Genomic DNA, 26,511 nt, shown 5'->3' with positions numbered 1-26,511 from the left:
GCTGGCATCGGCCGAGCGGCGACAGCGACCGCGGCCGGTGCGCGTCCGGTCCCCGACAGACCGCGGCGGCCCGCTCCCGTTCGGCCGTCCCGGCAGGTGGACGAGGAAAGGAGAATCGGTGGAGTCACCGCGCCCTGGATCCCTTCCGCGCCGCTCCCGGGCCCGCCTCGCCCGGCCGGGCACGGCCCGCGCGGGCGCCCTGGCCGCGGCCGTCGCCGCCGCCTCCCTGGTCGCCGTCCCCGCCGTCCCGGCGCACGCCGACCCCGAGCCGTCCGCCAAGGAGCTCCAGGCCGAGGCGCACAAGCTGGCCGACCAGTTGGAACGGCTCACCGAGCAGTACAACGGCCTGCGGGTCAAGCTCCAGCAGTCGCAGCGGGCGGCCAAGGTCGCCGCCGACAACGCCAAGCGGCAGGAGGAGTCGCTGCGGGGCGTCCGGGAGAAGGTCGGCAGCCTGGCCGCGACCAGCTACATGCAGGGCGGCACCGACCCGACCGTCTCGTTCCTGGCCGCGCAGGACCCGCAGGCGATGCTCGACCAGGCCGCGACCCTGCGCTACTTCGCCGAGCAGGACGGCACCCGCGCCGCGAGCATGCTGAAGGCCATGCAGGCCGCCCAGCGCGCCCGCAAGTCCGCGGAGGACCGTTCCAAGCAGGTCGAGAAGCTGCGCGGCGACCTGGACAGGCAGCGCGAGAAGGTCACCACGCTGTACGAGAAGGTCCGCGGCAGGCTCGTCAAGAAGGACCCCTCGCAGCTCGCCAAGCTCCCCGTCGTCGGCACCGGCAAGGCCGCGCAGGCGCTGCGGCTGGCGATGGGCAAGATCGGCCGCCCGTACGTGTGGGGCGCGGCCGGGCCCAACAGCTTCGACTGCTCCGGCCTGATCATGTGGGCGTACGGGAAGGTCGGCATCAGCCTGCCGCACTACACCGGCAGCCAGTGGAACGCCGGCACGCACATCTCGCGCGACCAGATGCAGCCGGGCGACCTGGTGTTCTTCTACAACGACCTGCACCACGTGGGCATGTACGTGGGCGACGGCAAGATGCTGCACGCCCCGCAGACGGGCGACGTGGTGAAGATCGCCCCGATCGGTGGCCGGCCGTTCGCCGGCGCGGTACGGGTCGCCTGATCGCGCGGGAGCGCGCGAAGGCGTGCGGCGAAGGTGTGCGGAGGTGTTTCGGCGGGGGGCCTTAGCCCGGGGGTCAGGGGAACAACGTCCGCGGCGACGCCTCGCAGTGGGTGTACCTGCCAGGGGACGGCGCCGCCGCAACGGGGGGACGGAGTCCTCGGTATCGATTCGTTTCGGTTCCACCCGCTTCCCTCCAGGCGGGCGGAGCGGGACGCTCCCGGAGGAGACGGCCCCTAGATGAGCTGCCTACGGGCCGCCCACACAACGGCCTCGATAGGGGTGTTGACCTCGAGCCGGTCGCAGATCGTCCGCAACCGGCGCCGCAAGGTACGGGCGCTCAGCTCCAGCTTGCGTGCCGCCACATCGGCTGTGACACCGCTGGCGATCTGCGCGAGCAGGCGGATCTCCTCCTCGTTCAGTCGCGAGTCGTCGGTGACACGACGTGCGAGTGTGGCCTGTTCCACTCCGTCCTCCCTCGTCCGTGGTGATGACCGCGGGGATGCAGCCGTTCGCTACACAGGCACGGGTAGGCCTCGATCTGTACGCGTTGGTTGCCGGGTCCGGGCTCTCCGGACGTTGATCATCGGATCTCGCTTCGAAACGGTCACTTGGCCGGAGGTGGCCGATGGGCCCGTTGCCGGGCGCCACCGGGGAACTCCGGGTGACGATGCACACGTTGGCCAACCGAACGGAAACGCACCTCCGGGTGCGGAGGGCGCGCCCACGAAGACGTGGACGGCGACCCCGCTGGGAAGGAGAGCGCCTTGCCAGAGACGGGTCCCGATCGCCAGCCATCCGAGCCCGTCCCCTCTCGACCGATCGCCCGACATCTTCGTTCCGGCCGTTGAACGAAGATCGTGAATCGTTTCAAGCTACGCTTCGGCTCGGAACGCTAGGCGGCCGGATCCGGCCCGTCAAGCGCCGCTTAGGCACTATGTGTACGCGTATACGTGCATGCTGTGACCAGTCACTGGGGGGTTACCGGCTGGAAACTCGATAACCTGCGAAAACAGACCCCGGGGCCGACGAGGAGAGAGTTGCCACAGACCAGCATCCGCGAGGTCGCGAGGCGGGCCGGAGTTTCAGTTGGGACGGTTTCGAATGTCCTAAACCGGCCAGATCTCGTGGCCGAAGCGACCCGTGACCGCGTCCGCGCGGCGATCCAGGAGCTCGGATTCGTCCGGAACGAGTCGGCCCGCAGGCTCCGCCAGGGCCCCGGGCGGGCCGGTTCGGACCGCCGTTCGGCACCGCCGCGCCCCCGGGCGTTCGGCATCCTCGTCGAGGATCTCACCAACCCCTACGCGACCGACGTCGCCCGCGGCGCCGAGCTGACGCTCAACGACGCCGGGCACGACGCGCTGTGGCTCAGCAGCGACTGGTCGGCCGACAAGGAGCGGCGCGGGCTCGATCTGCTGATCGAGCACCGGGCCGCCGGGGTACTGGTCGTCCCGGTCGGGCTGGACGCCGTCGGGATCGAGCGGCTGCGCGCGGCCGGCGTGGCCGTGGTGCTGATCGACCACTCCGCGCCCGAGATGTGCTCGGTCCAGGTCGACCATGTCGCGGGCGGCGACATCGCGGCCGCGCACCTGATCGAGCGGGGCCGCGAGCGGCTGGCGTTCGTGACCGGCCGGCCGCAGCCGCTGCCGGTGGTCGAGCGCGGCGAGGGCGCGGCCCGGTCGCTGGCCAAGGCGGGCGGCGGGGAGATGCGCACGCTGACGCAGGAGGCGCTGTCGCCGACCGCCGGCCGGGCCGCCGCCGAGCGGCTGCTGGCGCTGTCGCCGGTGCCGGACGGGGTGTTCTGCGCCAACGACCTGCTCGCGATCGGCCTGACGAACGAGCTGCTGCGGCGCGGCGTCCGGGTCCCCGAGGACGTGGCCGTGGTCGGCTACGACGACATCGAGCTGGCCAGCAGCTCGGCCGTGCCGCTGACGACCATCCGGCAGCCGCGGCTGGCGGTCGGCGAGGAGGCCGCCGAGCTGGCGCTGGCCGAGTACGGCGAGGGCGAGTCGCACCTGCACCGGCAGGTGATCCTCACCCCCGAGCTGATCGTCCGGGAGTCCACCTGAGGCGCTGTTGACATCTCGTTCAACATGCGCATGCTGGGGCCATGCCAGACGTGCTGGACACGGCCGGGATCCTTGGCTTCGACCCGTACGACCCGGGTTTCCGCGCCGACCCGTACGCCCGGTACCGGGCGCTGGGCGCGGACCGGCGGCCCGTCCGCACGCCCGCGGGCCTGTGGGTGACGAGCTCGTACGCGCTGTGCGACGAGATCCTGCGCGACCCGCTGTTCGGCCACCGGCCCGGGAACGGCGGCCTGTGGCGCGACTCGCCGGTCCGCCGCCGCTCGTTCCTGACGATGGACCCGCCCGACCACACCCGGCTGCGCCGGCTGGTGAGCAAGGCGTTCACGCCGCGGCTGATCCGGGAGCTGCGGCCGCGCGCCGAGCAGGTCGTGGACGGCCTGCTCGACGGCGTGGAAGGCGAGGTCGACCTGATCGAGGCGCTCGCCTACCCGCTGCCGGTCATCCTGATCAGCGAGCTGCTCGGAGTGCCGCCCGAGGACCGCGACCGGTTCCGCGGCTGGTCGGACGCGCTGGCCCGCGGCCTGGACCCGGACTTCCTGCTCCCCGCCGATGACCTGGCCCGCCGGGACGAGGCGCGCGAGGAGTTCGCCGCGTACTTCCGCGACCTGGCCGCCCGGCGCCGCGCCGAGCCGCGCGGCGACCTGCTGAGCGCCCTCGTCGCGGTCTCCGACGGCGGGGAGGTGCTCGCGGAGGAGGAGCTGCTGGCCACCTGCGTCCTGCTGCTGGTGGCGGGCCACGAGACGACCGTCAACCTGATCGGCAACGGCGCGCTCGCGCTGCTGCGCGACCCGGAGCTGCCGGCGCGGTTCCGGGCCGGGTCCGCGGCGGCGGCCGTCCACGAGCTCCTCCGGTACGACCCGCCGGTGCAGCTGACCCTGCGGGCCGCGCTGGAGGACCGCGAGCCGGCCGGAACGCCCATCGCCCGGGGCGAGATGGTGCTGCTCCTGCTGGGAGCCGCGAACCGCGACCCCGGCGTCTTCCCGGACCCGGACCGTCCCGACCTCTCCCGCTACGCGGAGGGCTCCCGGACGCCCCGGCACCTGTCGTTCGGCGCCGGGATCCACTACTGCCTGGGCGCGCACCTGGCCCTGATCGAGGGCCAGGTGGCGCTCAGACGGCTTTTCCGGCGCGAAGTGGCCCTGGGCGAGGCCCCGCTTGCCTATCGGGACAATCTCGTCCTACGGGGCCTTTCGGGCCTTCCCGCGGTCGTCACTCCGGCTTGACGAGCGGGAACAGGATCGTCTCCCGGATGTTCCGGCCGGTGAACGCCATGATCATCCGGTCGATCCCGGCGCCCATCCCGCCGGTCGGCGGCATCGCGTACTCCAGCGCCCGCAGGAAGTCCTCGTCCAGCTGCATCGCCTCCGGGTCGCCCCCGGCCGCCAGCAGCGACTGCTCGGTCAGCCGGCGGCGCTGCTCGATCGGGTCGACCAGCTCCGAGTACGCGGTGCCCAGCTCGGTGCCGAACCCGATCAGGTCCCACTTCTCGGTGAGCAGCGGTTCCTCGCGGTGCTGGCGCGTCAGCGGCGAGGTCTCCAGCGGGTAGTCCATCACGAACGTCGGCTGGACCAGCGTGTGCTCGACCAGCTCCTCGAACACCTCCTGGACGAGCTTGCCCTGCCCCCACTTCGGGTCGTACTGGATCCCGCGCCCGTCGGCGTGCTTGCGCACCTCCTCCAGCGGCGTGTGCGGGGTGACCTCCTCGCCCAGCGCCTCCGAGACCGCGCCGTACAGGGTGATCCGCGGCCACTCGGGCAGCCCCAGGTCGACCTCGCGGCCGTCGTTGACGACCACCGTGGTGCCCAGCGCGGCCACGACCGCCTTCTGGTACATCCGCTGGGTCAGGTCGGCCATGTCGTTGTAGTCGAGGTACGTCCCGTACGCCTCGAGCATCGTGAACTCGGGGTTGTGCGTGGAGTCGGCGCCCTCGTTCCGGAAGTTCCGGTTGATCTCGAAGACCTTCTCGATGCCGCCCACGACGAGCCGCTTGAGGTACAGCTCGATCGCGATCCGCAGGTACAGGTCCATGCCGTACGCGTTGATGTGCGTCTGGAACGGCCGGGCCGCCGCGCCGCCGTGGATCGGCTGCAGCATCGGGGTCTCGACCTCGAGGTACCCCTCCTCGTGCCAGAAGTCGCGGACCGCCCGCACGGTGGCGCTGCGGACCCGCGCCATCTCGCGCGCCTCGTCGTTGACGATCAGGTCCACGTACCGCTGCCGCACCCGGGCCTCCGGGTCGGTCAGCCCCGCGTGCTTCTCCGGCAGCGGCCGCAGGCACTTGGACGTGATCGCGAACGAGTCCACCATGATCGACAGCTCGCCGCGGCGGGACGTGATGATCTCGCCCTCGACGCCCACGTGGTCGCCGAGGTCGACCTCGCGCTTCCAGAAGTCCAGCCGCTCCTGCCCGACGTTCGCGAGCGACAGCATGACCTGGAGGTCGCCCGTGCCGTCCCGGAGCGTGGCGAAGCACAGCTTGCCGGTGTTGCGGATCAGCATGACGCGACCGGTGACGCCGACCTTCTCGCCCGTCTCGGTGCCCGGCTCCAGCTCGGGGTATTTCTCCCGCACCTCGGCGTTGGTCGCCGTGCGGGGGAAGGTCACCGGGTACGGGTCGATCCCGCTCTCGCGGAGCCGGTCGAGCTTCTCCCGGCGCACCCGCATCTGCTCGGGAAGCTCGTCGTAGGTCTCGTCACTCACGCCGTCAAGGCTATCGACCGGCCCGTACCGCTCGCGTCGGATATCAGGGGGTGTTGCGCTGGTAGATCAGGCGCAGCCCGACGAGGGTGAGCCAGGGCTCGAAGACGTCGATGCTGCGGGACTCCTCCAGGACCAGCGGGGCCAGGCCGCCGGTGGCGAGGACCTTGACCTCCTCGGGGTCGGCGGACAGCTCCTCCGACATGCGCTCGACGATGCCGTCGACCTGGCCGGCGAAGCCGAAGATGATGCCGGACTGGAGGGCCTCGACGGTGTTCTTGGCGATCACGTTGCGGGGGCGGACCAGCTCGATCTTGTGCAGCTGGGCGCCGCGGGACGACAGGGCGTCTATCGAGATCTCGATCCCGGGGGCGATGGCGCCGCCGACGTACTCGCCCTTGGCCGAGACGGCGTCGAACGTGGTGGCGGTGCCGAAGTCGACCACGATCGCGGGGCCGCCGTGCAGGTGCACGGCGGCCAGCGCGTTCACGATGCGGTCGGCGCCGACCTCCTTGGGGTTGTCCATCCGGACCGGGACGCCGGTCTTCACGCCGGGCTCGACGATCACCGCCTGGACGTCGCCGTAGTAGCGGCGGCACATCTCCCGCATCTCGTGCAGGACGGACGGGACGGTCGAGCACAGCGCGATGCCGCTGATGTCGGTGTCGGCCAGCAGCGGGCTCTGCTGGACGAGCCCCTGGAGGACCACCGCGATCTCGTCGGCGGTACGCCGCGGATCGGTGTTGATCCTCCAGTGCTCGATCACCTCCTCGCCCTCGAACAGGCCGAGGACGGTGTGGGTGTTACCGACGTCGATGGTGAGCAGCATCAGGTCCCCGCTGGTCAGGAGAAGTCAAGGCCGATGTCGAACACGCGTGCCGAATGTGTCAGCGCGCCTACTGCAAGGTAGTCGACGCCGGTCACGGCCGCGTCTCGGGCCCGGTCGAGGGTGAGGCCGCCGCTGGCCTCCAGCTCGGCGTGGCCGGCGACGCGCCGTACCGCCTCGGCCATCTCGGCGTCGGTCATGTTGTCGAGGAGGAGCGCGGTGGCGCCGGCCGCGAGCGCCTCGTCCACCTGGTCGAGGGTGTCGCACTCGACCTGGACGTGCAGCGCCGGGTAGACCGCGCGGATGGCCCGGTACGCGGCGGTGACCGAGCCGGCCGCGGCGATGTGGTTGTCCTTGATCAGCGCGGCGTCGTGCAGGCCCATCCGGTGGTTGACGCCGCCGCCGCGGCGGACCGCGTACTTCTGCAGCTCGCGCAGGCCGGGGAGGGTCTTGCGGGTGTCGCGGACGCGGGCCTTGGTGCCCGCGATCGCGTCCGCCCAGCGGCGCGTCTCGGTGGCGATCCCGGACAGGTGGGTGACCAGGTTCAGGGCCGTGCGCTCGGCGCGCAGGACGGCCCGGGTGGGGCCGTGCACGGACAGCAGCACCTGGCCTCTGACCACCCGGTCGCCGTCCGCGACCTTGGCCGCGTGCTCGACGCCCAGCAGCTCGAACACCGCCTCGGCCACCGGGATCCCGGCGACGACGCCGTCCTCGCGCGCGGTGAAGTCGCCGCTCGCGACGTCCTCCGGGGCGAAGATCGGCTCGCTGGTGACGTCCGCTTCGCCGTCCTCGGCCAGCGCGGTCCGGACGACGTTCTCCACAGCCTGTGGATCCAGCCCGGCGTCCCGCAGCCTCCCCTCGAGTTCCGGGGTCATCGGATCTCCTTCCGCACGTAGGTGGTGGTGAGGGCCGGGCCGGACATCCTGGTGACCAGGTGGCCGCGCCAGGCCGCGTCGTCGCGTTCGGGGAAATCCTCCCGCCAGTGGCTGCCGCGCGTCTCCTCGCGGCGCCGCGCGGCGGCCACGATCGCGGCCGCGACCGTGTGCAGGTTGGTGACCTCCCGCGCCTCCGGCCCGGCCGGCACGGTCCGGCCGGCGAGGGCCGCCAGCTCGCGGTCGGCGGCGGCGAGACCGCCGGCGTCGCGGAGGACGCCGACGTGCGCCGTCATGATCCGCTGGATCTCGCCGCGCGCCGCCGGATCGATGAGCGGCCGCTCCGCCGCGGGAACGGGGTCGCCGGGCAGCGCCGCGTCGGAGACCAGGGCCTCGGCGATCCGCTCGGCGAAGACCAGGCCCTCCAGGAGGGAGTTGGACGCCAGCCGGTTGGCGCCGTGGACGCCCGTGCAGGCGACCTCGCCGCACGCGTACAGGCCGGGCACCGACGTGCGGCCGTACAGGTCGGTACGGACGCCGCCGCTCGCGTAATGGGCCGCCGGGACGACCGGGATCGGCTCGGCCGCCGGGTCGATGCCGTGGTGGCGGCAGGCGGCCAGGATGGTCGGGAAGCGGCGCTCCCAGCCGCGGGCGCCCAGGTGGCGGCCGTCCAGGAGCATGCGGGGCGCGCCGGTCTCGCGCATCCGGTTCATGATCCCCTTGGCGACGACGTCGCGCGGCGCCAGCTCGGCCAGCTCGTGCCGGCCGGCCATGAACCGCTCGCCCGCGTCGTCGATCAGGTGCGCGCCCTCGCCCCGGACGGCCTCGGAGATCAGCGGCTGCTGCCCGGTCGCGCCCTCCCCCAGCCACAGCACGGTGGGATGGAACTGGACGAACTCCAGATCGCTCACCTCGGCCCCGGCCCGCAGCGCGAGCGCGACGCCGTCGCCGGTCGACACCTCGGGGTTGGTGGTGGCCGAGTACACCTGGCCGAGGCCGCCGGTCGCCAGTACCACCGCCCGCGCCCGCACCTCGACGGTCTCGCCGGGACGGCCGTCGCCGAACGCGTGCAGCGTGACGCCCGCCGCCCGTCCGGCGCCGTCCTTGAGCAGGTCCAGCGCCAGCGCGTGCTCGCACACCTGGACACCGGAGTCCTTGAGCGCGTCCAGCAGCGAGCGGCTGATCTCGGTGCCGGTGGCGTCGCCGCCCGCGTGCGCGATCCGGCGCCGGTGGTGGCCGCCCTCCCTGGTCAGCGCGATGCCGCCCGCCTCGTCCCGGTCGAACTCGGTGCCGTACGCGATCAGCCGCCGGACGGCCGCGGGCCCCTCGGTGACCAGCGCGCGCACCGCCGCCTCGTCGCACAGCCCGACCCCGGCGGTCAGCGTGTCGGCCAGATGCTCCTCGGGGGTGTCGTCGGGCGCCAGCGCCGCCGCGATGCCGCCCTGCGCCCAGCGGGTCGACCCCTCGTCCAGGAAGCCCTTGGTCACGAGCAGCACCCGCCCGTGCGGGCGGTAGCGGAGGGCGACGCTCAGCCCGGCGATGCCGGAGCCGATCACGACGACGTCGGTTTCCATGGTCCGAACAGGCAGGAGCGCCATGACGCCCTCCTCAGAGAGTCGATTCTCGTCATTCTGACATTAACTCCTGAGGAGGGCGTCGAGCGGGGTCGGACTTCAGCGGTGGGCCAGGTCACCGCGCAGGTCGGGGGAGCCGGGGACCGGCTCGGCCAGGTCGGCGCCGACCGAGATGATCGAGTTCGACCGGTCGACGTGCACGACCTTCGGCTCGAACGCGCGGGCCTGCTCGTCCGTCATCGCGGCATAGCTGATGATGATCACCAGGTCGCCGGGCTGCACCAGCCGGGCCGCGGCGCCGTTGATGCCGATCACGCCCGAGCCGCGCTCGCCCGCGATCAGGTACGTCTCCAGCCGGGCGCCGTTGTCGATGTCCACCACGTGCACCTGCTCGCCGGGCAGCAGGTCGGCGGCGTCCATCAGGTCCTGGTCGATCGTCAGCGACCCGACGTAGTGCAGGTCGGCCTGGGTCACGGTGGCACGGTGGATCTTCGACTTGAACATCGTCCGGAACATCAGGACTCCTTGGACGGGAACCGGAGGGGCAGGTTGTCGATCAGGTGGGTGGCGCCGACCCGGCCCGCGACGGCGAGCACCGCCGGGCCCGAATGGGCGTCGCCGATCTCGCAGAACGTCGACGGATCGACCAGGACCAGGTAGTCGAGGGCCAGCGGCGGCTCGGCGGCCACGGCCCCGTCCAGGACGTCGCGGGCGGCCCGGACGACCGCGGCCGGGCCCTCCGGGACGGCGTCCTCCCCCGCCCGCAGCGCCCGGGAGAGGAACAGCGCGGTGACCCGTTCCTCTTCCGACAGGTAGCGGTTGCGGCTGGACAGCGCCAGGCCGTCCGGCTCCCGCACGGTCGGCGCGCCCAGCACCTCCACCGGGACGTTCAGGTCGAGCACCATCCGGCGGATCATGGCCAGCTGCTGGGCGTCCTTCTCGCCGAAGACCGCCACGTCCGGCCGGACCAGCTGGAAGAGCTTCATGACGACGGTCAGCATCCCGTCGAAGTGCCCGGGCCGGGCGGCGCCCTCCACCACCTCGCCCATCGGCCCCGCCGCGATCGTCACCTGCGGCCGCGACGGGTACATGACCGAGCCCGAAGGCGCGAAGACCAGATCGGCGCCCTCGGCCGCGCAGACCGCCAGATCCTCGTCCAGCGTGCGCGGGTAGCGGTCGAAGTCCTCGCCCGGCCCGAACTGGAGCGGGTTGACGAAGATGCTCACCGCGACCATGTCCGCGCGCTCCCGCGCGTACCGGATCAGCGACCGGTGCCCCCCGTGCAGCGCGCCCATGGTCGGCACCAGCGCCAGCCGGCCGCGCACGTCCGCCCGCACCGCCGCGAGCTCGTCCCGCGTCCGCACGACGACCGGCGCGCCGCCGACCTCACCGCGCCCGCGCACGTCCCCCGGCACGGCCGTCCCATGCCGCGACTCAACCCCACTCACAGTGCCTCCGCTCGCCTCCGGGACGCCTTCAGGCGCCGCCTTCCCTCGTCACTCGTCCCTCGCTCCTCAGTCCAGGCAGCGCCGCGCCCCTCCGGCTCGCTCACTGTGCCTCCGCTCGCCTCCGGGACGCCTTCAGGCGCCGCCTTCCCTCGTCACTCGTCCCTCGCTCCTCAGTCCAGGCAGCGCCGCGCCCCTCCGGCTCGCTCAACTCGGACCACCCGCTCCTTGCTCGTTCAGTCGGCCAGGGCTTCGAGGAGGCGTTCGGCGTCCTCGGGTTTGAGGAGACCGGCCGCGAGGGCGCGGTCGGCCGTCAGGCGGGCCAGGGCCACGTACGCGCCACGCCCCTCGGGCGAGACGCGCTCCAGCTCGGCGACATGGCCGGCGACCGTGCCGGCGTCGCCGCGGGCGACCGGGCCGGTGAGGCCGTCGATGCCGAGGCGGAGGGCGTTGTCCAGGGCGGCGCCCAGCAGCGGGCCGAGCATCCGGCCCGGCTCGGCGACGCCGGCGCGGCCCAGCAGGTCCATCGACTCCACGACCAGCGTGACCAGGTGGTTCGCGCCGCCGGCGAGGGCGGCGTGGTAGAGGGCGCGGCGGTCCTCGGCGATCCAGGCCGGCTCGCCGCCCATCTCCAGGACGAGCGCCTCGGCGACCGGGCGCAGCCGGTCCGGCGCGGTGACGCCGAACGAGATGCCCGACAGCCGGCTCACGTCGTCGGGCCGGCCGGTGAACGTCATGACCGGGTGCAGCGCCAGCGGCAGCCCGCCCGCGCGGGTGATCGGGTCCAGGACGGCGGTGCCGTACCGGCCGCTGGTGTGCGCGACCAGCTTGCCCGTGACCGGCACGTCCGTGGCGACCAGGCCGGCGGCCAGCTCGGGCAGCGCGTCGTCGGGGACCGTGAGCAGCACGAGGTCGGCGGCCGCCACCACTTCCTGCGGGGTGCCGAGCGCGGCGCCGGGCAGCCGCTCCTCGGCGCGGCGCCGCGAGCGGTCCGAGACGGCGGCCGCGGCGACCACGCGGTGGCCGGCCTGCGCGAGGGCCGCGCCGAGCGCCGTGCCGACGCGGCCGGCGCCGACCACGCCGACGCTCAGCCGGGCGGGCCGGTCCTCAGGACGCGCCGGGTTTCCGGGCGCGCCGGAAGGGGCCGTGCGCTGTGGATCCATGAATTCGTTCCAGTCCTCAAGGTGGGTACCGGACGTGCGCGACCCAGCGTACCCGGGCGTGCGGCGGCGCACAGCACCCGCGGGGGGCCTCACGTGCCGGCGATGCTTCGACTACCGAACGTTACGTAAGTGTCGGCGCCCGCGCCACAATCACGACGGGTTTCCGCAGATGGCTTGCCGCGAGCGAGCCCCGCGCGGTAACTCTGAGTAGCGCTGGTCGCGCGGAGTGATGACAGTCACTCCGCCAACGGCTCCGCCCCCGTCGCTCATCCCGTACGAGCGGCGGGGACGGAGTCCGTTCCGCGGGTCAGTCGAAGGACAGCGACTCCACGATCGAGGCCCTCGCCGCCCGCCGGGCCGGCAGCACGGCGGCCAGCATCCCGGCGACCCCGGCCAGCGCCATGAAGCCGAGGATCTGCAGGTACGGCAGCGAGAACACCGCGGTCTCGCCCATCGACATCGTCGCGGCCCAGCCGAACCCGACCCCGAGCACGACCCCGGTCAGCGCCCCGATCACGGCCATGACCAGCGCCTCCACCGACAGCATCCGGCGCAGCTGGCGCTTGGTGAGGCCCAGCGCGCGCAGCAGGGCGGACTCGCGGGTGCGTTCCACGACCGACAGCGTCAGCGTGTTGGCGATGCCGAACAGCGCGATCACGATCGCCAGCCCCAGCAGCGCGCCGAAGACCATGAGCATCGTGTCGATGGCGCTGCCGAACTCCTCGCGCAGCTCGGCGGCCGAGGTGAACTTCACCGCCGGGTACGGCCGCGCCGCGTCCTCGACGGCCGCCCGCGCCGTCCCGGCGGCCACCCCGTCGGCGGCCTTGGCGAAGACCCGGTACGGGTCGGTCGCGGGCCCGTAGACCCTGGCGTAGTCGGCCTCGCTCAGGATCAGCCCGTACACCGGGACGTCGCCGCCGTAGACGGCACCGATCCGCACCTGGATCCCGGGACGGGAGGCGCCGGCGGGCTCGTCTGGCGTGGCCTTGACCGTGACGGCCTGGCCGGCGCGCACGTTCCACTTCTCGGCGGTGTCCTCGTCGATCAGGGCGGACCCGGGACGCAGGTCGCGCGCCGAGCCGCTGCGGAACTCCGGCTTGACGACGGTGCCCATCGCGGACTGGGTGATCGTGCCGGCCGTGGCCTCGCGGCCGGAGACGTCGGCGTCGCCCTCGCGCAGCTCGACCACGGCGGCGATCTCCGGCCGCTCGCGCAGGTTCTCGCCCAGGGCGCGCGGGACGGCCTGGTCGTCGCCGCCGTACTGGGTCTGGATCTGGAAGTCCATCGGGAACTGGTCGTCCAGCCGCCGGTCGGACGTGGCCTTGCTGCTGGCGCCGATGACGGCGAACAGGCTCATCAGGCCGACCCCGATGGTCAGCGCGATCGTGGTGGTGGCGGTGCGGCGCGGCGAGCGGCGGGAGTTCTCCACCGCGAGCCGCCCGGGGACGCCCGCGATCCGGCCGGGCAGCGCGCCGACGATCCGGCTCAGCGGGCGGACCAGCGCGGGCATCAGCGCGATCACGGCGAGGAACACCAGGGCGCCGGCGGCCGCGACCACGTACATCGAGGTCTCGCCCTTCTCCATGACGAGCGCGCCGGCGGCGGCCAGGCCCACGCCCATCAGGCCGAACAGCACGGTCAGGACGGTACGGACCCAGCCGAGCCGGAACCGGCCGCTGCCGGGCTCCAGGTCGGAGCGGAGCGCGGCGACGGGCGCGACGCGGGTGGCGGCGCGGGCCGGGAGCAGCGCGGACAGGACGGTGACCACGACGCCGACGGCCAGGCCGATGAGGATCGTCCGGGGCGCGAGCGTGACGTCCGAGACCGTCATCGCGGGACCGGCGGGTCCGGCCACGCCGAGCCCGTTCAGCAGGCCGAGCGTCGCGGCGCCCAGGCCCAGCCCGGCGAGCAGGCCGAGCAGGGAGCCGACGAGGCCGACGGCGAACGACTCGGCCACCACGCTTCCGAAGACCTGCCGGCGGGTGGCGCCGACGCAGCGCAGCAGCGCCATCTCGCGCATGCGCTGCGCGATCAGGATGGAGAACGTGTTGTAGATGACGAGCGCCGAGACCAGCATGGCGACGAAGCCGAACAGCAGCAGCCCGGTACGGATGATCTTCGTGTCGGCGCCAGCCGCGGTGGCCAGCTCGGCGCCCAGCTCCTCGCCGGTCATGACGCGGTGGTCGCCCTTGCCGATCGCGGCGGTGACCGCGGCGGTGCTCGCGCCCTTGACGTCGATCTCCACGTAGGTGCGCTCGCCGGTCATCCGCAGCGCGGTGGCGTCGTCGAACCCGGTGATGCCGCGGAAGCTCGCGTCGCTGTCCAGGCCGATGCCGATCAGGCCGACCACGGTGAACCGGTGCGGCGCCTTCTTCGCGTCGAGGACGGTGACGGCGTCGCCGACCTTGAACTTCTCGCGGTCGGCGAGCCGCGAGTCCAGGACGACCTCGCCCGGCCCGGCCGGCGCCCGGCCCTTGTCGAACTCGTAGCGCAGCAGGGCGCCCCTGGGGATCGACAGGCCGACCGTCGGCATGTCGCCGGCCACCTTGCCGTCCCGGCCGATCAGCGGCGCGTCGCCGCGGACCAGGCCGCGCGCCTCGGTGACGCCCGGCGCGGACCGGACCCGGCCGAGCAGCTCCGCCGGCAGCTCCTGCTTTTCCGCCCCCTTGGACGGCAGCACCGCCACGTCCACCTTCCCGGCGGACTTCGCGAACGTCTTCTGGACGCCCTTGTCCATCGTGTCGGTCAGGACGAACGTCCCGCCGATGAACCCCACCCCGAGGGTGATGGCGACCGCCGTCAGCAGCAGCCGCAGCTTGTGGGCCCGCAGGCCCGCCAGTGTCGTCTTCAGCATCGGTCAGCCGCCCAGGCTCTTGAGGCGGTCGAGAACGGTGCCGGGCGTCGGCCCGTGCAGCTCGGTGACGATCGCGCCGTCCCGCAGGAACACCACCCGGTCGGCGTACGACGCGGCCACCGGGTCGTGGGTGACCATGACGATCGTCTGGCCCATCTCGCGGACGGAGGTGCGCAGGAACCCGAGGACCTCGGCGCTGGAGGAGGAGTCCAGGTTGCCGGTCGGCTCGTCCGCGAAGATCACCTCGGGTCGGGAGACCAGCGCCCGGGCGCAGGCGACCCGCTGCTGCTGGCCGCCGGACAGCTCGCTCGGCCGGTGGCTCAGCCGGTCCCGGAGCCCGACCACGTCGACGACCTGGTCGAACCAGGCCCGGTCCGGTTTGCGGCCGGCCAGCTGGGACGGGAGCAGGATGTTCTGCTCGGCGGTCAGCGTGGGCAGCAGGTTGAACGCCTGGAAGACGAACCCGATGCGCTCCCGGCGGAGCAGCGTGAGCTGCCGGTCGTTCAGTCCGGTGATCTCGGCGTCGCCCAGCATGATCCGGCCGCCGCCGACGGTGTCGAGCCCGGCCAGGCAGTGCATGAGGGTGGACTTGCCGGAGCCGGACGGTCCCATGATCGCGGTGAACGCGCCGCGGGCGAACCCGACCGTGACCCCGCGCAGCGCGTGCACGGCCGCGTCGCCGGACCCGTACACCTTGGTCACCTCGGTGGCCATCGCGGCGGGCGGCGCCGTGCCCGCGCTCGGCGCCGGCCCGGGCGGGTTGGTGAACGTACTGGTCACGGTGGCTCCTTCGGTGTCGCTTGCGTGTCGCGGCGGGGTGCCGGGCCGGGCTCTCACCGGCCATGGACAACGCTAGGAACGGCGGCCTTCCGTGCCATCGACCGTGCGGCCACGCTCGGCGTCAGCATCAGGAGCGGGTCCGGGGGCCGCCGTACGACCTGAGTCGTACGCGCCCGTACCCGGCGCGGCTGATCATGCGTGCCCGCGCGCGCGAAAGCGCCGGTGGCCCCCGGAGCGGGGCCGCCGGCGCTTCGGCGTGGGGTGTGCGGGGGTGTTACGAGTGGTGGCCGTTGTGCGGCGTGCCGACGTCGTTGGTGCCCTCGCAGCCGGCGGCGGCGTCGCTGATCACCGAGATCACCTGGACGGCGTTGCCGCAGACCGTGGCGGGCACGGTGACGGGGGCGACGACCTGGTTGCCGGAGGCGACGCTGTCGTTGTTGCTGGTGTGGGTGTCGGCGCTCGCGGCACCGGCGGCGGTCATGATGGCGCCGGAGACGGCGAAGGTCAGCAGACCGGTCGCGGCGATCTTCTTGAGCACGTGGATCCTCCCGTACGTGGGGGCCGGAAACGGCCCTTCCTGCATCTACATGCGCTGTCCGCCACGGTGAACGCGGCGTCACGTACGGTAGTTATTCAACTACTGATTGGTAATGCAAACGGTAACCCGGGTTCGCACACGAAAAGTCATCGTACGGTAATCGGTACGTTACACAACGTCACCGCTTTGTCCGCTCTTGACCAGACCCGTCTCATAAGCGAAGACCACCGCCTGGACGCGATCCCGCAGGTCCAGCTTCATCAGGATCCGCCCCATATGCGTCTTCACCGTGGCCTCCGACACGTACAGCCGTTCCGCGATCTCGGCGTTGGACAGCCCGCGGGCCACCAGCCGCAGCACCTGGCCCTCGCGCGCGGTGAGCGACTCCAGTGCCCCGTGCGCCCGCTGCTCGTCCGCCGCCGGCAGGTGCACCGCGAACCGGTCGATCAGCCGCCGCGTCGTGCTCGGCGCCACCACCGCGTCGCCCGAGTGCACCGACCGGATCGCCTCGATCAGCTGCGCCGGGCCGGCGTCCTTGAGCAGGAACCCGGCCGCCCCCGCCTTGATCGCCGCGAACGCGTACTCGTCCAGGTCGAACGTGGTCAGGATGATCACCTTGGCGGAGCCGGCCGCGGTGATCCGCCGGGTCGCCTCGATCCCGTCCATGCGGGGCATCCGCACGTCCATCAGCACCACGTCGACATCGGCGTGCCGCAGCCGCTCCAGCGCCTGCGCGCCGTCCCCGGCCTCGCCCGCCACCTCGATGTCCGGCTGGGCGTCCAGCACCATCGTGAAGCCCGCCCGGACCAGCTCCTGGTCGTCCACCAGCAGCACCCGCACCGGCCGCGGAAGCTCGTACTCGCCGGTGGACCCGGTCCCCTCGTTCATGCCCTGACCTCCTCGCGTACCGGAATGCGCGCGACCACCTCGAAGCCGCCGCCCGGGCGGGGACCGGCCTCGACGCCGCCGCCGTAGACGGCGGCGCGCTCGCGCATCCCCAGCAGCCCGTGCCCGCGCCCGTCGTCGCGGGCGGCGGCACCGCGGCCGTCGTCGGTCACGCGGATCTCGATCGCGTCGTCACCGTAGTGCAGGCATACCCGCGCCGTGGCGCGCGGGCCGCCGTGCTTGAGCGTGTTGGTCAGCGACTCCTGGACGATCCGGAAGATGGTCAGCTGGCGGCCCTCCGACATCTCCAGCGGCACGCCCTCCACCGCGAACTCCAGCGGCAGCCCCGACTCCCTGATCTGCTCGACCAGCTCGGCGAGCTGCTCCACCCCCGGCTGCGGCGCGTACGACCCGGCGTCGTCGTCCTCCCGCAGCACGCCCAGCATCCGGCGCATCTCCGCCAGCGCCTGGCGGCCGGTCGCGGAGATCGTCTCCAGCGCCCTGCGGGCCCGGTCGGTGTCGGTCTCGATCGCGTACGAGGCGCCGTCCGCCTGGACGACGATCACGCTGACGTTGTGCGCGACGACGTCGTGCAGCTCGCGCGCGATCCGGGCGCGCTCGCCCGCCATCGCGATCTGCACCTCGGTGTCGCGCTCGCGCTCCAGCCGCTCGGCCCGCAGCTCCACCGACCGCAGGTAGTCGCGGCGGGTCCGCATGTACAGCCCGAGCAGCCACACGCCGGCGACCACGACCGTCAGCGTGAACAGCGCGACCCGCTGGTCCTCCCAGCCCGAGGTGAAGTAGAACGAGGCGATCAGCGCGCCCACCGCGGCGACCACCGCGGCGGCGACGCTCCAGCGGCGCGAGGAGGCCGCGGCGACCGTGTAGAGCGCGGGCAGCAGCGCCAGGTTGGCCGTGATCGGCGGCTGGTCCACCAGCACCTGGCCGAACGACACCAGCGCGATCACCGCGAACACCGCGCGCGGGTACGTCCGCCGCAGCACCAGCGGCAGCAGCAGCACCCCGGACAGGCCCAGGTAGGCGGGCCGGGACATGTCCCAGGCGCCGCCGGCCCCGAGCAGCGACATCAGCGCGAGCGGCACCGCGTAGAACGCGTCCACGAGCGGCCTCTTGCGGCGCATCCAGTTCCACGATCGGACGACCATGCATCGAGGGTATTTCGCCGGTTCCGTCCCCGGATCAGCCCGAAGTCGGACCCCCGTACGCCGCGAGGATGGCCGCGCGCGGTCCCGGGCGCGGTAACGTCGCAGGGGTGGCGGCGTGGGTGACATGGCGGACCGCGATGGAGCGGGCCCTGTACGGTCCGGACGGCTTCTACCGGCGCGGCGAGCGTCCCGCCGAGCACTTCCGCACCTCCGTGCACGCCTCCCCCGGGTTCGCCGCCGCGCTGGCCCGGCTGCTCACCGAGGTGGACGCGGAGCTCGGCCACCCGCCCCGGCTCGACCTCGTGGACGTCGGCGCGGGCGGCGGCGGGCTGCTCACCGCCATCACCGCGAACGTCCCGCCCGGCCTGGCCGGACGGCTCGCGCTGACCGCCGTGGAGGTCGCGCCGCCGCCCGCCGGGCTCCCGGACCGGATCCGCTGGCGGGACACCCTCCCCGGGGACGTCACCGGCCTGGTCATCGCGAACGAGTGGCTCGACAACGTCCCGCTGGACGTGGTCGAGCAGACGCCGGACGGGCCCCGTACCGTCCTGGTCGACCCCGCCACCGGCGCCGAGCGGCCCGGCCCGCCGCCGTCCGGGGAGGACGCCGACTGGCTGGAGCGCTGGTGGCCGCTGCGCGAGCCCGGCGACCGCGCCGAGGTCGGCCATCCCCGCTGCAACGCCTGGACCGCGGTGATCCGCCGCCTCCGCCGCGGCGTCGCGGTCGCCATGGACTACTCCCACAGCCGCACCGCCCGCCCCGTGTACGGCACGCTGACCGGCTACCGGGACGGGGCGACGGTGCCCCCCGTACCGGACGGCTCGTGCGACGTGACCGCGCACGTGGCGCTGGACGCCTGCACGCGGGCCGGCGAGCAGGCCGGGGCGACCGCGTCGCTGTTCACCACCCAGCGGGCGGCGCTGCGGGCGCTCGGCCTCACCGGCGAGCGGCCGCCGGCGGCGCTGGCCCACCGGGACCCGCGCGGCTACGTCGCCGCGCTGTGCGCCGCCGGCGCGGACGCCGAGCTGATCGACCCGGCCGGGCTGGGCGGGTTCGGCTGGCTCGTCCAGGCCGTGGACGTGCCGCTGCCGGCGTCCCTGGCGGGCGTTCAGATCTCGACGTGAAGCGCCTTGAGGCCGCGCAGCACGAACCCGGGCTTCCACTCCGGCTCCCGGGCCAGGCGCATGGCGGGGGCCAGGCGCAGCAGCGCGCCGTACGACTCGGCCAGCTCGATCCGGGCGAGCGGCGCGCCCAGGCAGTAGTGGATCCCCAGCCCGAACGTGATGTGCGGGTTCGGGTCGCGGCCCAGGTCTAGCCGGTCCGGGCCGGCGAAGACCTCCGGGTCGCGGTTCGCGGACGCGAACTGGAGCGCGATCTCGGCGCCGCGCGGGATCGCGACGCCGCCGACCTCGATGTCCTCCAGCACCCAGCGCTCGAACATCGGCGCCGGGGTGTCGTACCGCATCAGCTCCTCGGCCGCCGACGGCACCAGTGAGTGGTCGTCCCGCAGGCGCTCCAGCTCGCCCGGGTTGCGGAACAGCGACCACCAGCCGTTGCCGGTGGCGTTGACGGTCGCCTCGTGCCCGGCGTTCAGCAGCAGCACGCAGGTCCCGATCAGCTCGTCCTCGGTCAGCCGGTCGCCGCCCTCGTCCACCACCTGCGCCAGCGCGCTGATCAGGTCGTCGCGGGGCTCGGCCCGCCTGGAACGTGCCAGCCCGCGCAGGTAATCGGAGAACTCGACGGCCGCGCGGACGGCCGTGCGCTGCGCCTCCTCGGGCGGGTTCAGCTCGTACATCCCGCAGATGCCGGCCGACCAGGGGCGCAGCAGCGGCCGGTCCTCCCGCGGCACGCCCAGCATCTCGGCGATCACGTTCACCGGCAGCGGCTCGGCCACCTCGGCCAGCAGGTCGCCGCCGCCCTTGGCCGCCAGCTCCCCGGCCAGTTCCCGAGCCAGACCGCGGATCATCGGCCGCAGCCCCTCCACCATCCGGGCCGTGAACGCCTTGGACACCAGCCGCCGCAGCCGGGTGTGCGCGGGCGGCTCCACGTCCAGCATCCCGGCCCTGACCAGGTCCCAGAACGGCGCCAGGAACGCCGCCTCAGGCTCCCGGCCGAACTCCTCGTGCGTCGCCACGTGCAAATACGACCGGCCCAGCCGGCGGTCGCGCAGCAGCGCGTTCACGTCCGCGTACCGCGAGACCACCCACTGCCCGGTCGGTTCGTGGAAGAACACCGGGCGCTCGGCGCGCAGCGCCGCGAGCGCGGGATAGGGGTCCGCGACGAAGTCCGCGGACCAGGGGTCATAGCCGAGATCGCTCATACCCGGACAATATGCCCAGCCCGGGCGGCTACCTCGCCCAGCGGCCCGGTTCCTTCGTGGTCCGGCGGGCCGCCAACGCGCGGTACGCCGTGGACTCGACGATCGCGCGGGCCTCGCCCAGTTCCCGGTCGGCCGCCGCCACCTGCACCGGGCCGGGCGGGGCGTCCACCCGGACGGTCGCCAGCCGCAGCATCCGCTGGAGCGGGTTCACCGTCATCCGGACGCTCTGCGCGCGGGCGTGCGCGATCACGTCCGTACGGCGGCAGAGCCAGCCGCGCCGGGTCACGAAGATCTGGGCGTCGGTGCCCGCGCCGTCCGCCCGTTCCAGCGCCACCGAACGGCCCGACGCGGGCAGCAGCGGCACCGCGTCCACGTTCGCGCCCGGGAAGATCTGCGAGATCAGGTGGACGGCCACCGGGCGCGGCGCCAGCGGCAGCAGCACCGACGACAGCGCCTGCCGCTCGCCCGCGTACCCGGCGACGGTCACGTCCAGGCGGGCCCAGCCGAACGGCCGCCACAGCAGCGGCTCGACGATCCCGATCGCCTGCACCCGGCCGGGCGGCAGGGTCTGCATCCGGGTCTCCAGCAGGCCGTACCGCAGCCGCACGCCGTCCGGCGACATCGCGACCGAGTGGTTGACGTACATGACCATCGGCGCGATCACCGCCCGGATCAGCCCGAGCAGCAGCAGGATCAGCACCACCAGCATCCCGCCCTCGGCGAACACGAGCAGGAAGAACAGCGACGCCAGGAAAGCCACCGCGGTACCGATCACGGGCAGCTTGAGCACCAGCGAGCCGAGCAGCGGCCCGAACGGCACCCTCCACAGCGGCCGCTCGGGCGCCTCGGGGGTGTGGCCCGGGAGCCCGGCCGCCAGGGCGAGCAGCTCGGCGCGCAGCTGCTGGGCCGTGTGCCGGCCCAGGTAGCGCAGCACGATCCCGCTGGCCTCGCCGCCCGCCAGCTCCACCCGTACCTCGGCCAGCGCGAACATCCGCGTCACCAGCGGCCGGACCAGGTCGATCGCCTGAACTCGCGACAGCGGGATCCGCCGCTTGCGCTTGCGCAGCAGGCCGGACTCCACGACCAGGTCGTCGCCGTCCACCCGGAAGCGCAGCGCCAGCCAGCCCCACAGGCCCGCGCCCACCGCGATCACGCCGACCACCGCGGTCACGACCGTGAACCTGACCAGCACCTCGGGCGACAGCACCAGCGCCACGCCCTGGTCGGTCTGCGTCAGCAGCAGCGGGAAGCCCAGCAGCACGAAGTAGATGACCAGGATGAGGAGGGCGCGCAGCGGCGCGGTCGCCCAGTGCAGCCGGTGCGTGCCCTCCGAGAACCGCACCGGCGGCGGCACGGGCCGGTAGCCGCCCGGCGGCTGCACGTAACCCGGCTGCACGTGCCCCGGCTGCACGTAGCCCGGCTGCGCGTACGGGCGCTGCGGCCCCGGGCCGTACCCGGGGTGCGGGGGCGGCGGGCCGTACGGCGGCCGTCCCGGCGGCGGGCCCGGGCGCGGGCCGTACGGCGGGCGCGGCCCCTGCGGCGGGGGCGGGCCGTACGGGCCGCTCACAGGCCCATGCTCCGTTCCTCGCCCTTCCGCGCCAGCCGGTCGCGGAGCTGCGCGGCCTCGGCGGCGGGCAGCCCGGGGATCCGGGCGTCGGTGGCCGCGGCCGCGGTGTGCATCCGCACGGTCGCGATGCCCATCCACCGCTCCAGCAGGCCCGCGGTCACGTCCACGAACTGCATCCGCCCGTACGGGACGACGATCAGCCGCTTGACGAACACGCCCTGGGTGACGATGAGGTCGTCGCCGCGCTCGGCGTACCCGTACGAGCGGTACGTCAGCTCGGCCACGATCCACGCGAGCACGACCGCCAGCAGGACCACGGCCGCCCACAGCACCATCGCGACGGCCCCGCCGCCGCGGAACACCACCAGCGCCCCGATCAGCCCCACGGGCACCGCCGTGAGCAGGCTGGACACGCCGCGGTGCCAGGTGAAGCGTCGGGAGACGGGAGCCCAGGCCAGGCCCCCTCCGGGCGCGAAGGCGTGGTCGGCCGGGTAGCCCTGCTGGGCGCCCGCCGCGTGTACGGGGACTGCCGCGCCCGGCTGCGCGGGCGGCTGCGCCGGCGCCTGCGGCGGCGGCTGCTCGTGGCCCGGGTTCATCTCACTCCGGCGGTGGTCGGTCGGTCGGTTGATTCCGATTACCGGACCAGTCAACAGGAAACGGACCCGGTACCGCGAGCCTTGAGCATGGCACGATATGACGCGTGACGCGTTGGTACCCGGCGGAGCGGGAGGGGGCACGGCCATGACCACCGAACGGATCGTCGGGGTCGGCGCCGGCGCCGGCGAGCTGGCCACCGAGGACATGATCCTCAACATCGGCCCGCAGCACCCGTCCACGCACGGCGTGCTGCGGCTGCGGCTGGCCCTGGACGGCGAGCGCATCAAGGCGGCCGAGCCGATCATCGGCTACATGCACCGCGGCGCCGAGAAGCTGTTCGAGGTGCGCGACTTCCGGCAGATCATCGTGCTCGCCAACCGGCACGACTGGCTGTCGGCGTTCTCCAACGAGCTGGGCGTGGTGCTGGCCGTCGAGCGGATGCTGGGCATGGAGGTCCCGCCCCGCGCCGTCTGGACGCGCACGCTGCTGGCCGAGCTGAACCGGGTGCTCAACCACCTGATGTTCCTCGGCTCGTACCCCCTCGAAGTGGGCGCGATGACGCCGATCTTCTACTCGTTCCGGGAACGGGAGACGCTCCAGCGGGTGATGGAGGAGATCTCCGGCGGCCGGATGCACTACATGTTCAACCGCGTCGGCGGGCTCAAGGAGGAGCTCCCGGCCGGCTGGCGCGACCGGGTCCGGGCCGCCGTCGCGGGCGTCCGCGCCGGGATGGCCGACATCGACGACCTGATCATGGGGAACGAGATCTTCCGCGCCCGCACCCGCGGCGTCGGCGTCCTCACCCGCGACCAGATCCTCCAGTACGGCGTCTCCGGCCCGATCGCGCGGGCCTCCGGCGTGGACTTCGACCTGCGCCGCGACGAGCCGTACCTGGCGTACGGCGAGCTGGAGACGCGGGTGGTGACCCGCACGGAGGGCGACTGCCTGGCCCGCTTCGAATGCCTCCTCGACCAGGTGCACGCCTCGCTCGACCTCGCCGACGCCTGCCTGGACCGGCTCGCCGAGCTGCCCGCCGGGCCGATCAACCAGCGGCTGCCGAAGGTCCTCAAGGTCCCCGAGGGGCACACCTATGCCTGGACGGAGAACCCGCTCGGCATCAACGGCTACTACCTCGTCTCGCGGGGCGAGAAGACGCCGTGGCGGCTGAAGCTGCGCTCCGCCTCGTACAACAACGTCCAGGTGCTGTCGGAGCTGCTGCCCGGCAACCTCGTCGCCGACATGATCGCCATCCTGGGCTCGATGTTCTTCGTCGTCGGCGACATCGACAAGTAGCGGCGGCCGGGCCGCACCGGTCAGGCGCGGGAGCGGCCGCGGTCGCGCGCCTCGTCCTCCGGGTCCTTGGGGACGCGGCACGCGTACTCCAGGAAGAACGCCGCGCCGACCAGCACCATCGCCGACAGGAACGTGCCGACGCTCACGACGAAGTCCTCGCGCGGCGTCTGCTTGTCGAGCGAGTCGGCCAGCGCCAGCGCGAACCCGCCGAACACGCCGCCGAGCACCGCGGCCGCGTGCGCGCTCGCCTTGGCCAGCGCCGCCATCCGCGCCACCACCATCGGCTCCACCGGGCGGGTGCCGGGCTTGCGGCGGAGGCGGCGCAGCACGTTCCAGCCGCTGAAGCCCTCACCCAGGGCCAGCAGCAGCAGCGTCGGCACGGCCGTCCACGGCAGCGGCGGCAGCGAGACGTAGGCGGTGTCCAGCACCGCCCAGGTGATCGCCGCCGCGACGACCACCAGAGCGAGCAGGAACGCCGGTCGGGTAGCCCTCATGAATCTTCCGGCCCGCTCACTGGGGCGGCTGGAGGCTCAGGTCGTCGCGCCGGCGGAGCTCGGGGGCGGCCACGGCCGCGGCCAGGTCGCCCACCCGGCCGTGCCCGGCCAGCAGCACGTCCGGCTCGATGTCGGCCCACGGCACCAGCACGAACGCGCGCTCGTGCGCGCGCGGATGCGGCAGCGTCAGGTCGGGGTCGTCGGAGGTCACGTTGCCGAACACCACGATGTCGATGTCCAGCGTGCGCGGCCCCCAGCGGACCTCGCGGACGCGCTGCATCGAGTTCTCGATGTTGAGGACCCGCTCCAGCAGGTTCTCCGGTGGCAGCCGGGTGTCGGCCACCAGCACGATGTTGAGGAAGTCGCCCTGCTCCGGGATCTCCTGGCCGGGGGGCGCGAACGGCGCCGTCTCGTACACCGGTGACATCGCCACGAAGGAGAGCCCGGGCGCGTCGAACAGCGCGTCCACGGCCTCCTGGATGTTGTCCAGGCGATCGCCGAGGTTGCTGCCGAGCGAGAACACGACGCGGTGGGCGACGAGCATGTGGCCACCGGTCGCGGTGCGGTCGGGCATGCGATCGGACGCTGTCATGGGCGACTCCTCCTGATCCTCACGGCCACGTCCGTGAAGGGGTGCGGCACCGGGGCGCCGGGCTTGTGGACGGTGACCTCGGCCTCCATCACCGCCGCGTCTTGCAGGCAGACCGCGGCCAGCCGGTCGGCCAGGGTCTCGATGAGGTCGACGGGCTCCCCCTCGACGACGGCGACCAGCCGGCCCGCGAGCGATCCATAGTCGACCGTACGCGACAGGTCGTCGCCGGCCGCGGCCGGACCGGTGTCGAGGCCGAGCGACACGTCCACCACGAACTCCTGCCCCAGCTCACGTTCTGCGGGCAGGACACCGTGCCGCCCCCGGGCGCGCAACCCGCGCAGCTCTATGCGGTCGAGAGTCATTCTTCCTCTGTGCCGTTCAGGATGGGAGACCCATGGTGCAGCAAAAGCCGCCATTCACCGTCGTAACGCACGAACACGTTGGTGGACACGATGCTTCCCCCGGCGAGGAACCCCGAATCGGTTCCCTCTTCGGCGGTGAGAATGTTCTCGTTGCACGTGACCACGGCCTGGTCTCCGTAGACGGACGTGTGGACGTCGGTCAGCACGAACTGGATGTAGCCCGTGTTCGCCATGATCAGCGCCCAGGAGCGCAGCACCTCGTCCCGGCCGCGCAGCATCGCCCAGCCCGGATGGACGCAGCTCACCCCGGAGGCGTACGGCCCGTCCGCCCACACCGCGGACATCCGGTCGTAGTCGCCCTCCTCGAACGCGGCGTAGAACTCGGCGTTGACCTCCTCGACCTGGCCGCGGTCGACGGCGTTGCTCATCGGGCGGCCCCTTCGCGCGCGGCGGCGCGCACGGCGGCCGCGACCCGTACGGCGTCGGCGTTGGGCCGGACCCGGTGGACCCGGACGCACCAGGCGCCGGCCGCGGCGGCGAGCGCCGTGACCGCGACGGTCGCGTCGTCGCTGCCGGTGAACGGGCGCGGCGCGCCGTCCGGACCGGCCAGCAGCCGGCCCAGGAAACGTTTGCGGGACGCGCCGACGAGGACCGGGTGGCCCGTGCTCGTGAGGGCGTCCAGTTCGGCCAGCAGCGACCAGTTGTGACCCGCCTCGGGGCTCTTGGAGAAGCCCAGCCCCGGATCCAGGACGATCAGCGAGGGGTCGACGCCCTCGGCCAATACGGCGTCCACGCGACGCAGCAGTTCCTCCCGCACCTCGCGGACGACGTCGGCGTACACGGCACGGGACTGCATGTCGTGGCTGTGCCCGCGCCAGTGCATGACCACGTACGGGACGCGCGCCGCCGCCACCGCGCGCGGCATGTCGGGATCGGCGAGCCCGCCGCTGACGTCGTTGACCAGCTTCGCCCCGGCCTCGACCGCGGCCGCCGCGACCTCGGCGCGCATGGTGTCGACGCTGACCGGCACGCCGCCGGCCGCCAGCGCCTCGATCACCGGGACGACCCGCCGCAGCTCCTCCTCGCGGGAGACGCGCTGCGCGCCGGGACGGGTGGACTCACCGCCCACGTCCACGATGTCGGCGCCCTCGGCGACCAGGTCGAACCCGTGCCGGATCGCCTTCTCCCGGTCGAACCAGGCGCCCCCGTCGGAGAACGAGTCGGGCGTCACGTTGACCACGCCCATCACCAGGCAGCGCCCGGCCGCGGGCAG

Annotated in this window: 24 protein-coding genes and 1 pseudogene; 5 read left to right on the top strand and 20 right to left on the bottom strand. The window is 73.2% G+C overall.

The window, feature by feature from the left end:
* The first annotated feature begins 118 nt into the window (after window positions 1-118).
* Window positions 119-1,126: an NlpC/P60 family protein gene (locus tag ACA361_RS39275; protein WP_375020216.1), complete on the top strand. Its 1,008-nt coding sequence runs from the start codon at window positions 119-121 to the stop codon at window positions 1,124-1,126.
* Between the two features lie 233 nt (window positions 1,127-1,359).
* On the opposite strand, the gene ACA361_RS39270 is transcribed toward ACA361_RS39275, so the two are convergent.
* Window positions 1,360-1,590: a LuxR family transcriptional regulator gene (locus ACA361_RS39270; RefSeq protein ID WP_366619087.1), complete on the bottom strand. Its 231-nt coding sequence runs from the start codon at window positions 1,588-1,590 to the stop codon at window positions 1,360-1,362.
* 573 nt (window positions 1,591-2,163) lie between these two features.
* Here ACA361_RS39270 and ACA361_RS39265 point away from each other — a divergent pair.
* Window positions 2,164-3,192 carry a LacI family DNA-binding transcriptional regulator gene (locus tag ACA361_RS39265; RefSeq protein WP_375020215.1) on the top strand — a complete coding sequence of 343 codons (1,029 nt, stop codon included), beginning with the start codon at window positions 2,164-2,166 and terminating at the stop codon, window positions 3,190-3,192.
* A gap of 41 nt (window positions 3,193-3,233) precedes the next feature.
* Complete coding sequence (locus ACA361_RS39260) at window positions 3,234-4,436, top strand: cytochrome P450 (RefSeq protein ID WP_375020214.1); 1,203 nt, start codon at window positions 3,234-3,236, stop codon at window positions 4,434-4,436.
* Here the strand turns inward: ACA361_RS39260 and lysX are convergent.
* From lysX to ACA361_RS39205, 11 genes and pseudogenes are all read right to left on the bottom strand, one after another.
* Window positions 4,423-5,877 (bottom strand): bifunctional lysylphosphatidylglycerol synthetase/lysine--tRNA ligase LysX, encoded by a 1,455-nt coding sequence (gene lysX, locus ACA361_RS39255; RefSeq protein ID WP_375020235.1) that lies wholly within the window; start codon window positions 5,875-5,877, stop codon window positions 4,423-4,425. The two genes, ACA361_RS39260 and lysX, sit on opposite strands and share 14 nt — an antisense overlap.
* A gap of 79 nt (window positions 5,878-5,956) precedes the next feature.
* Window positions 5,957-6,739, bottom strand: a complete 783-nt coding sequence (locus ACA361_RS39250; protein ID WP_375020213.1) for a type III pantothenate kinase — start codon at window positions 6,737-6,739, stop codon at window positions 5,957-5,959.
* Window positions 6,740-6,753: 14 nt separating this feature from the next.
* Window positions 6,754-9,206 (bottom strand): annotated as a pseudogene (locus ACA361_RS39245) (L-aspartate oxidase).
* Window positions 9,207-9,281: 75 nt separating this feature from the next.
* Window positions 9,282-9,698, bottom strand: a complete 417-nt coding sequence (gene panD, locus ACA361_RS39240) for an aspartate 1-decarboxylase (protein ID WP_366619095.1) — start codon at window positions 9,696-9,698, stop codon at window positions 9,282-9,284.
* Window positions 9,698-10,585 carry a pantoate--beta-alanine ligase gene (gene panC / locus ACA361_RS39235; RefSeq protein ID WP_375020234.1) on the bottom strand — a complete coding sequence of 296 codons (888 nt, stop codon included), beginning with the start codon at window positions 10,583-10,585 and terminating at the stop codon, window positions 9,698-9,700. Before panC ends, panD begins: the two co-directional genes overlap by 1 nt.
* 278 nt (window positions 10,586-10,863) lie before the next feature.
* Window positions 10,864-11,790, bottom strand: a complete 927-nt coding sequence (locus ACA361_RS39230) for a Rossmann-like and DUF2520 domain-containing protein (RefSeq protein WP_375020212.1) — start codon at window positions 11,788-11,790, stop codon at window positions 10,864-10,866.
* A 307-nt stretch (window positions 11,791-12,097) separates the two neighbouring features.
* The gene (locus ACA361_RS39225) at window positions 12,098-14,644 is read right to left on the bottom strand and encodes an ABC transporter permease (RefSeq protein WP_375020211.1); all 2,547 of its coding nucleotides are present in this window, start codon (window positions 14,642-14,644) and stop codon (window positions 12,098-12,100) included.
* Between the two features lie 3 nt (window positions 14,645-14,647).
* On the bottom strand, window positions 14,648-15,358 hold the full coding sequence (locus tag ACA361_RS39220) for an ABC transporter ATP-binding protein (RefSeq protein WP_375020233.1): 711 nt from the start codon (window positions 15,356-15,358) through the stop codon (window positions 14,648-14,650).
* Window positions 15,359-15,698: 340 nt separating this feature from the next.
* Window positions 15,699-15,962 carry a chaplin family protein gene (locus ACA361_RS39215; protein ID WP_375020210.1) on the bottom strand — a complete coding sequence of 88 codons (264 nt, stop codon included), beginning with the start codon at window positions 15,960-15,962 and terminating at the stop codon, window positions 15,699-15,701.
* A gap of 168 nt (window positions 15,963-16,130) precedes the next feature.
* Entirely contained in the window at window positions 16,131-16,850 is a 720-nt protein-coding gene (locus ACA361_RS39210) for a response regulator transcription factor (protein ID WP_375020209.1), read from the bottom strand.
* Window positions 16,847-18,013 (bottom strand): sensor histidine kinase, encoded by a 1,167-nt coding sequence (locus tag ACA361_RS39205; protein ID WP_375020208.1) that lies wholly within the window; start codon window positions 18,011-18,013, stop codon window positions 16,847-16,849. The genes ACA361_RS39210 and ACA361_RS39205 overlap by 4 nt, the downstream gene beginning before the upstream one ends.
* Before the next feature lie 107 nt (window positions 18,014-18,120).
* Between ACA361_RS39205 and ACA361_RS39200 the strand changes: the two genes are divergently transcribed.
* Window positions 18,121-19,137 carry an SAM-dependent methyltransferase gene (locus tag ACA361_RS39200; protein ID WP_375020207.1) on the top strand — a complete coding sequence of 339 codons (1,017 nt, stop codon included), beginning with the start codon at window positions 18,121-18,123 and terminating at the stop codon, window positions 19,135-19,137.
* Here ACA361_RS39200 and ACA361_RS39195 read toward each other — a convergent pair.
* From ACA361_RS39195 to ACA361_RS39185, 3 genes are read right to left on the bottom strand one after another with little or no spacing between them, the layout of a single operon-like run.
* Entirely contained in the window at window positions 19,122-20,333 is a 1,212-nt protein-coding gene (locus ACA361_RS39195; RefSeq protein ID WP_375020206.1) for a cytochrome P450, read from the bottom strand. The genes ACA361_RS39200 and ACA361_RS39195 overlap by 16 nt on opposite strands.
* Window positions 20,334-20,361: 28 nt before the next feature.
* Window positions 20,362-21,900, bottom strand: a complete 1,539-nt coding sequence (locus ACA361_RS39190) for a PH domain-containing protein (RefSeq protein WP_375020205.1) — start codon at window positions 21,898-21,900, stop codon at window positions 20,362-20,364.
* On the bottom strand, window positions 21,897-22,496 hold the full coding sequence (locus ACA361_RS39185; protein ID WP_375020204.1) for a PH domain-containing protein: 600 nt from the start codon (window positions 22,494-22,496) through the stop codon (window positions 21,897-21,899). The genes ACA361_RS39190 and ACA361_RS39185 overlap by 4 nt, the downstream gene beginning before the upstream one ends.
* 145 nt (window positions 22,497-22,641) lie before the next feature.
* On the opposite strand from ACA361_RS39185, the gene ACA361_RS39180 reads away from it, so the two are divergent.
* Complete coding sequence (locus tag ACA361_RS39180; RefSeq protein WP_375020203.1) at window positions 22,642-23,790, top strand: NADH-quinone oxidoreductase subunit D; 1,149 nt, start codon at window positions 22,642-22,644, stop codon at window positions 23,788-23,790.
* Window positions 23,791-23,810: 20 nt separating this feature from the next.
* Here ACA361_RS39180 and ACA361_RS39175 read toward each other — a convergent pair whose 3' ends face one another.
* Genes ACA361_RS39175 through folP form a run of 5 tightly spaced genes read right to left on the bottom strand, consistent with a single transcriptional unit; the run spans window position 23,811 to window position 26,484 of the window.
* Window positions 23,811-24,284, bottom strand: a complete 474-nt coding sequence (locus ACA361_RS39175; protein WP_375020202.1) for a DUF3180 domain-containing protein — start codon at window positions 24,282-24,284, stop codon at window positions 23,811-23,813.
* Window positions 24,285-24,300: 16 nt separating this feature from the next.
* Entirely contained in the window at window positions 24,301-24,876 is a 576-nt protein-coding gene (gene folK / locus ACA361_RS39170; protein WP_375020201.1) for a 2-amino-4-hydroxy-6-hydroxymethyldihydropteridine diphosphokinase, read from the bottom strand.
* Window positions 24,873-25,238: a dihydroneopterin aldolase gene (folB, locus tag ACA361_RS39165; RefSeq protein WP_375020200.1), complete on the bottom strand. Its 366-nt coding sequence runs from the start codon at window positions 25,236-25,238 to the stop codon at window positions 24,873-24,875. The genes folK and folB overlap by 4 nt, the downstream gene beginning before the upstream one ends.
* Window positions 25,235-25,666 carry a nuclear transport factor 2 family protein gene (locus ACA361_RS39160; protein WP_375020199.1) on the bottom strand — a complete coding sequence of 144 codons (432 nt, stop codon included), beginning with the start codon at window positions 25,664-25,666 and terminating at the stop codon, window positions 25,235-25,237. The genes folB and ACA361_RS39160 overlap by 4 nt, the downstream gene beginning before the upstream one ends.
* A complete protein-coding gene (gene folP, locus ACA361_RS39155; RefSeq protein WP_375020232.1) occupies window positions 25,663-26,484 on the bottom strand; it encodes a dihydropteroate synthase in 822 nt (273 codons plus the stop codon). The genes ACA361_RS39160 and folP overlap by 4 nt, the downstream gene beginning before the upstream one ends.
* Window positions 26,485-26,511: the final 27 nt, after the last annotated feature.

The sequence above is a fragment of the Actinomadura sp. 21ATH genome, assembly GCF_041951345.1.
Classification (GTDB): Bacteria; Actinomycetota; Actinomycetes; order Streptosporangiales; family Streptosporangiaceae; genus Spirillospora.
This window is presented reverse-complemented; position numbering and strand designations above follow the sequence as displayed.

Excerpts from the sequence above, each read along its gene's own strand:
- ACA361_RS39260 (WP_375020214.1), top strand. The coding sequence starts at position 3,234 with ATGCCAGACGTGCTGGACACGGCCGGGATCCTTGGCTTCGACCCGTAC.
- lysX (WP_375020235.1), bottom strand. The coding sequence starts at position 5,877 with ATGCGGGTGCGCCGGGAGAAGCTCGACCGGCTCCGCGAGAGCGGGATC.
- ACA361_RS39250 (WP_375020213.1), bottom strand. The coding sequence starts at position 6,739 with ATGCTGCTCACCATCGACGTCGGTAACACCCACACCGTCCTCGGCCTG.
- panD (WP_366619095.1), bottom strand. The coding sequence starts at position 9,698 with ATGTTCCGGACGATGTTCAAGTCGAAGATCCACCGTGCCACCGTGACC.
- ACA361_RS39230 (WP_375020212.1), bottom strand. The coding sequence starts at position 11,790 with ATGGATCCACAGCGCACGGCCCCTTCCGGCGCGCCCGGAAACCCGGCG.
- ACA361_RS39225 (WP_375020211.1), bottom strand. The coding sequence starts at position 14,644 with ATGCTGAAGACGACACTGGCGGGCCTGCGGGCCCACAAGCTGCGGCTG.
- ACA361_RS39220 (WP_375020233.1), bottom strand. The coding sequence starts at position 15,358 with ATGGCCACCGAGGTGACCAAGGTGTACGGGTCCGGCGACGCGGCCGTG.
- ACA361_RS39210 (WP_375020209.1), bottom strand. The coding sequence starts at position 16,850 with ATGAACGAGGGGACCGGGTCCACCGGCGAGTACGAGCTTCCGCGGCCG.
- ACA361_RS39205 (WP_375020208.1), bottom strand. The coding sequence starts at position 18,013 with ATGGTCGTCCGATCGTGGAACTGGATGCGCCGCAAGAGGCCGCTCGTG.
- ACA361_RS39195 (WP_375020206.1), bottom strand. The coding sequence starts at position 20,333 with ATGAGCGATCTCGGCTATGACCCCTGGTCCGCGGACTTCGTCGCGGAC.
- ACA361_RS39185 (WP_375020204.1), bottom strand. The coding sequence starts at position 22,496 with ATGAACCCGGGCCACGAGCAGCCGCCGCCGCAGGCGCCGGCGCAGCCG.
- ACA361_RS39180 (WP_375020203.1), top strand. The coding sequence starts at position 22,642 with ATGACCACCGAACGGATCGTCGGGGTCGGCGCCGGCGCCGGCGAGCTG.
- ACA361_RS39175 (WP_375020202.1), bottom strand. The coding sequence starts at position 24,284 with ATGAGGGCTACCCGACCGGCGTTCCTGCTCGCTCTGGTGGTCGTCGCG.
- folK (WP_375020201.1), bottom strand. The coding sequence starts at position 24,876 with ATGACAGCGTCCGATCGCATGCCCGACCGCACCGCGACCGGTGGCCAC.
- folB (WP_375020200.1), bottom strand. The coding sequence starts at position 25,238 with ATGACTCTCGACCGCATAGAGCTGCGCGGGTTGCGCGCCCGGGGGCGG.
- ACA361_RS39160 (WP_375020199.1), bottom strand. The coding sequence starts at position 25,666 with ATGAGCAACGCCGTCGACCGCGGCCAGGTCGAGGAGGTCAACGCCGAG.
- folP (WP_375020232.1), bottom strand. The coding sequence starts at position 26,484 with ATGGGCGTGGTCAACGTGACGCCCGACTCGTTCTCCGACGGGGGCGCC.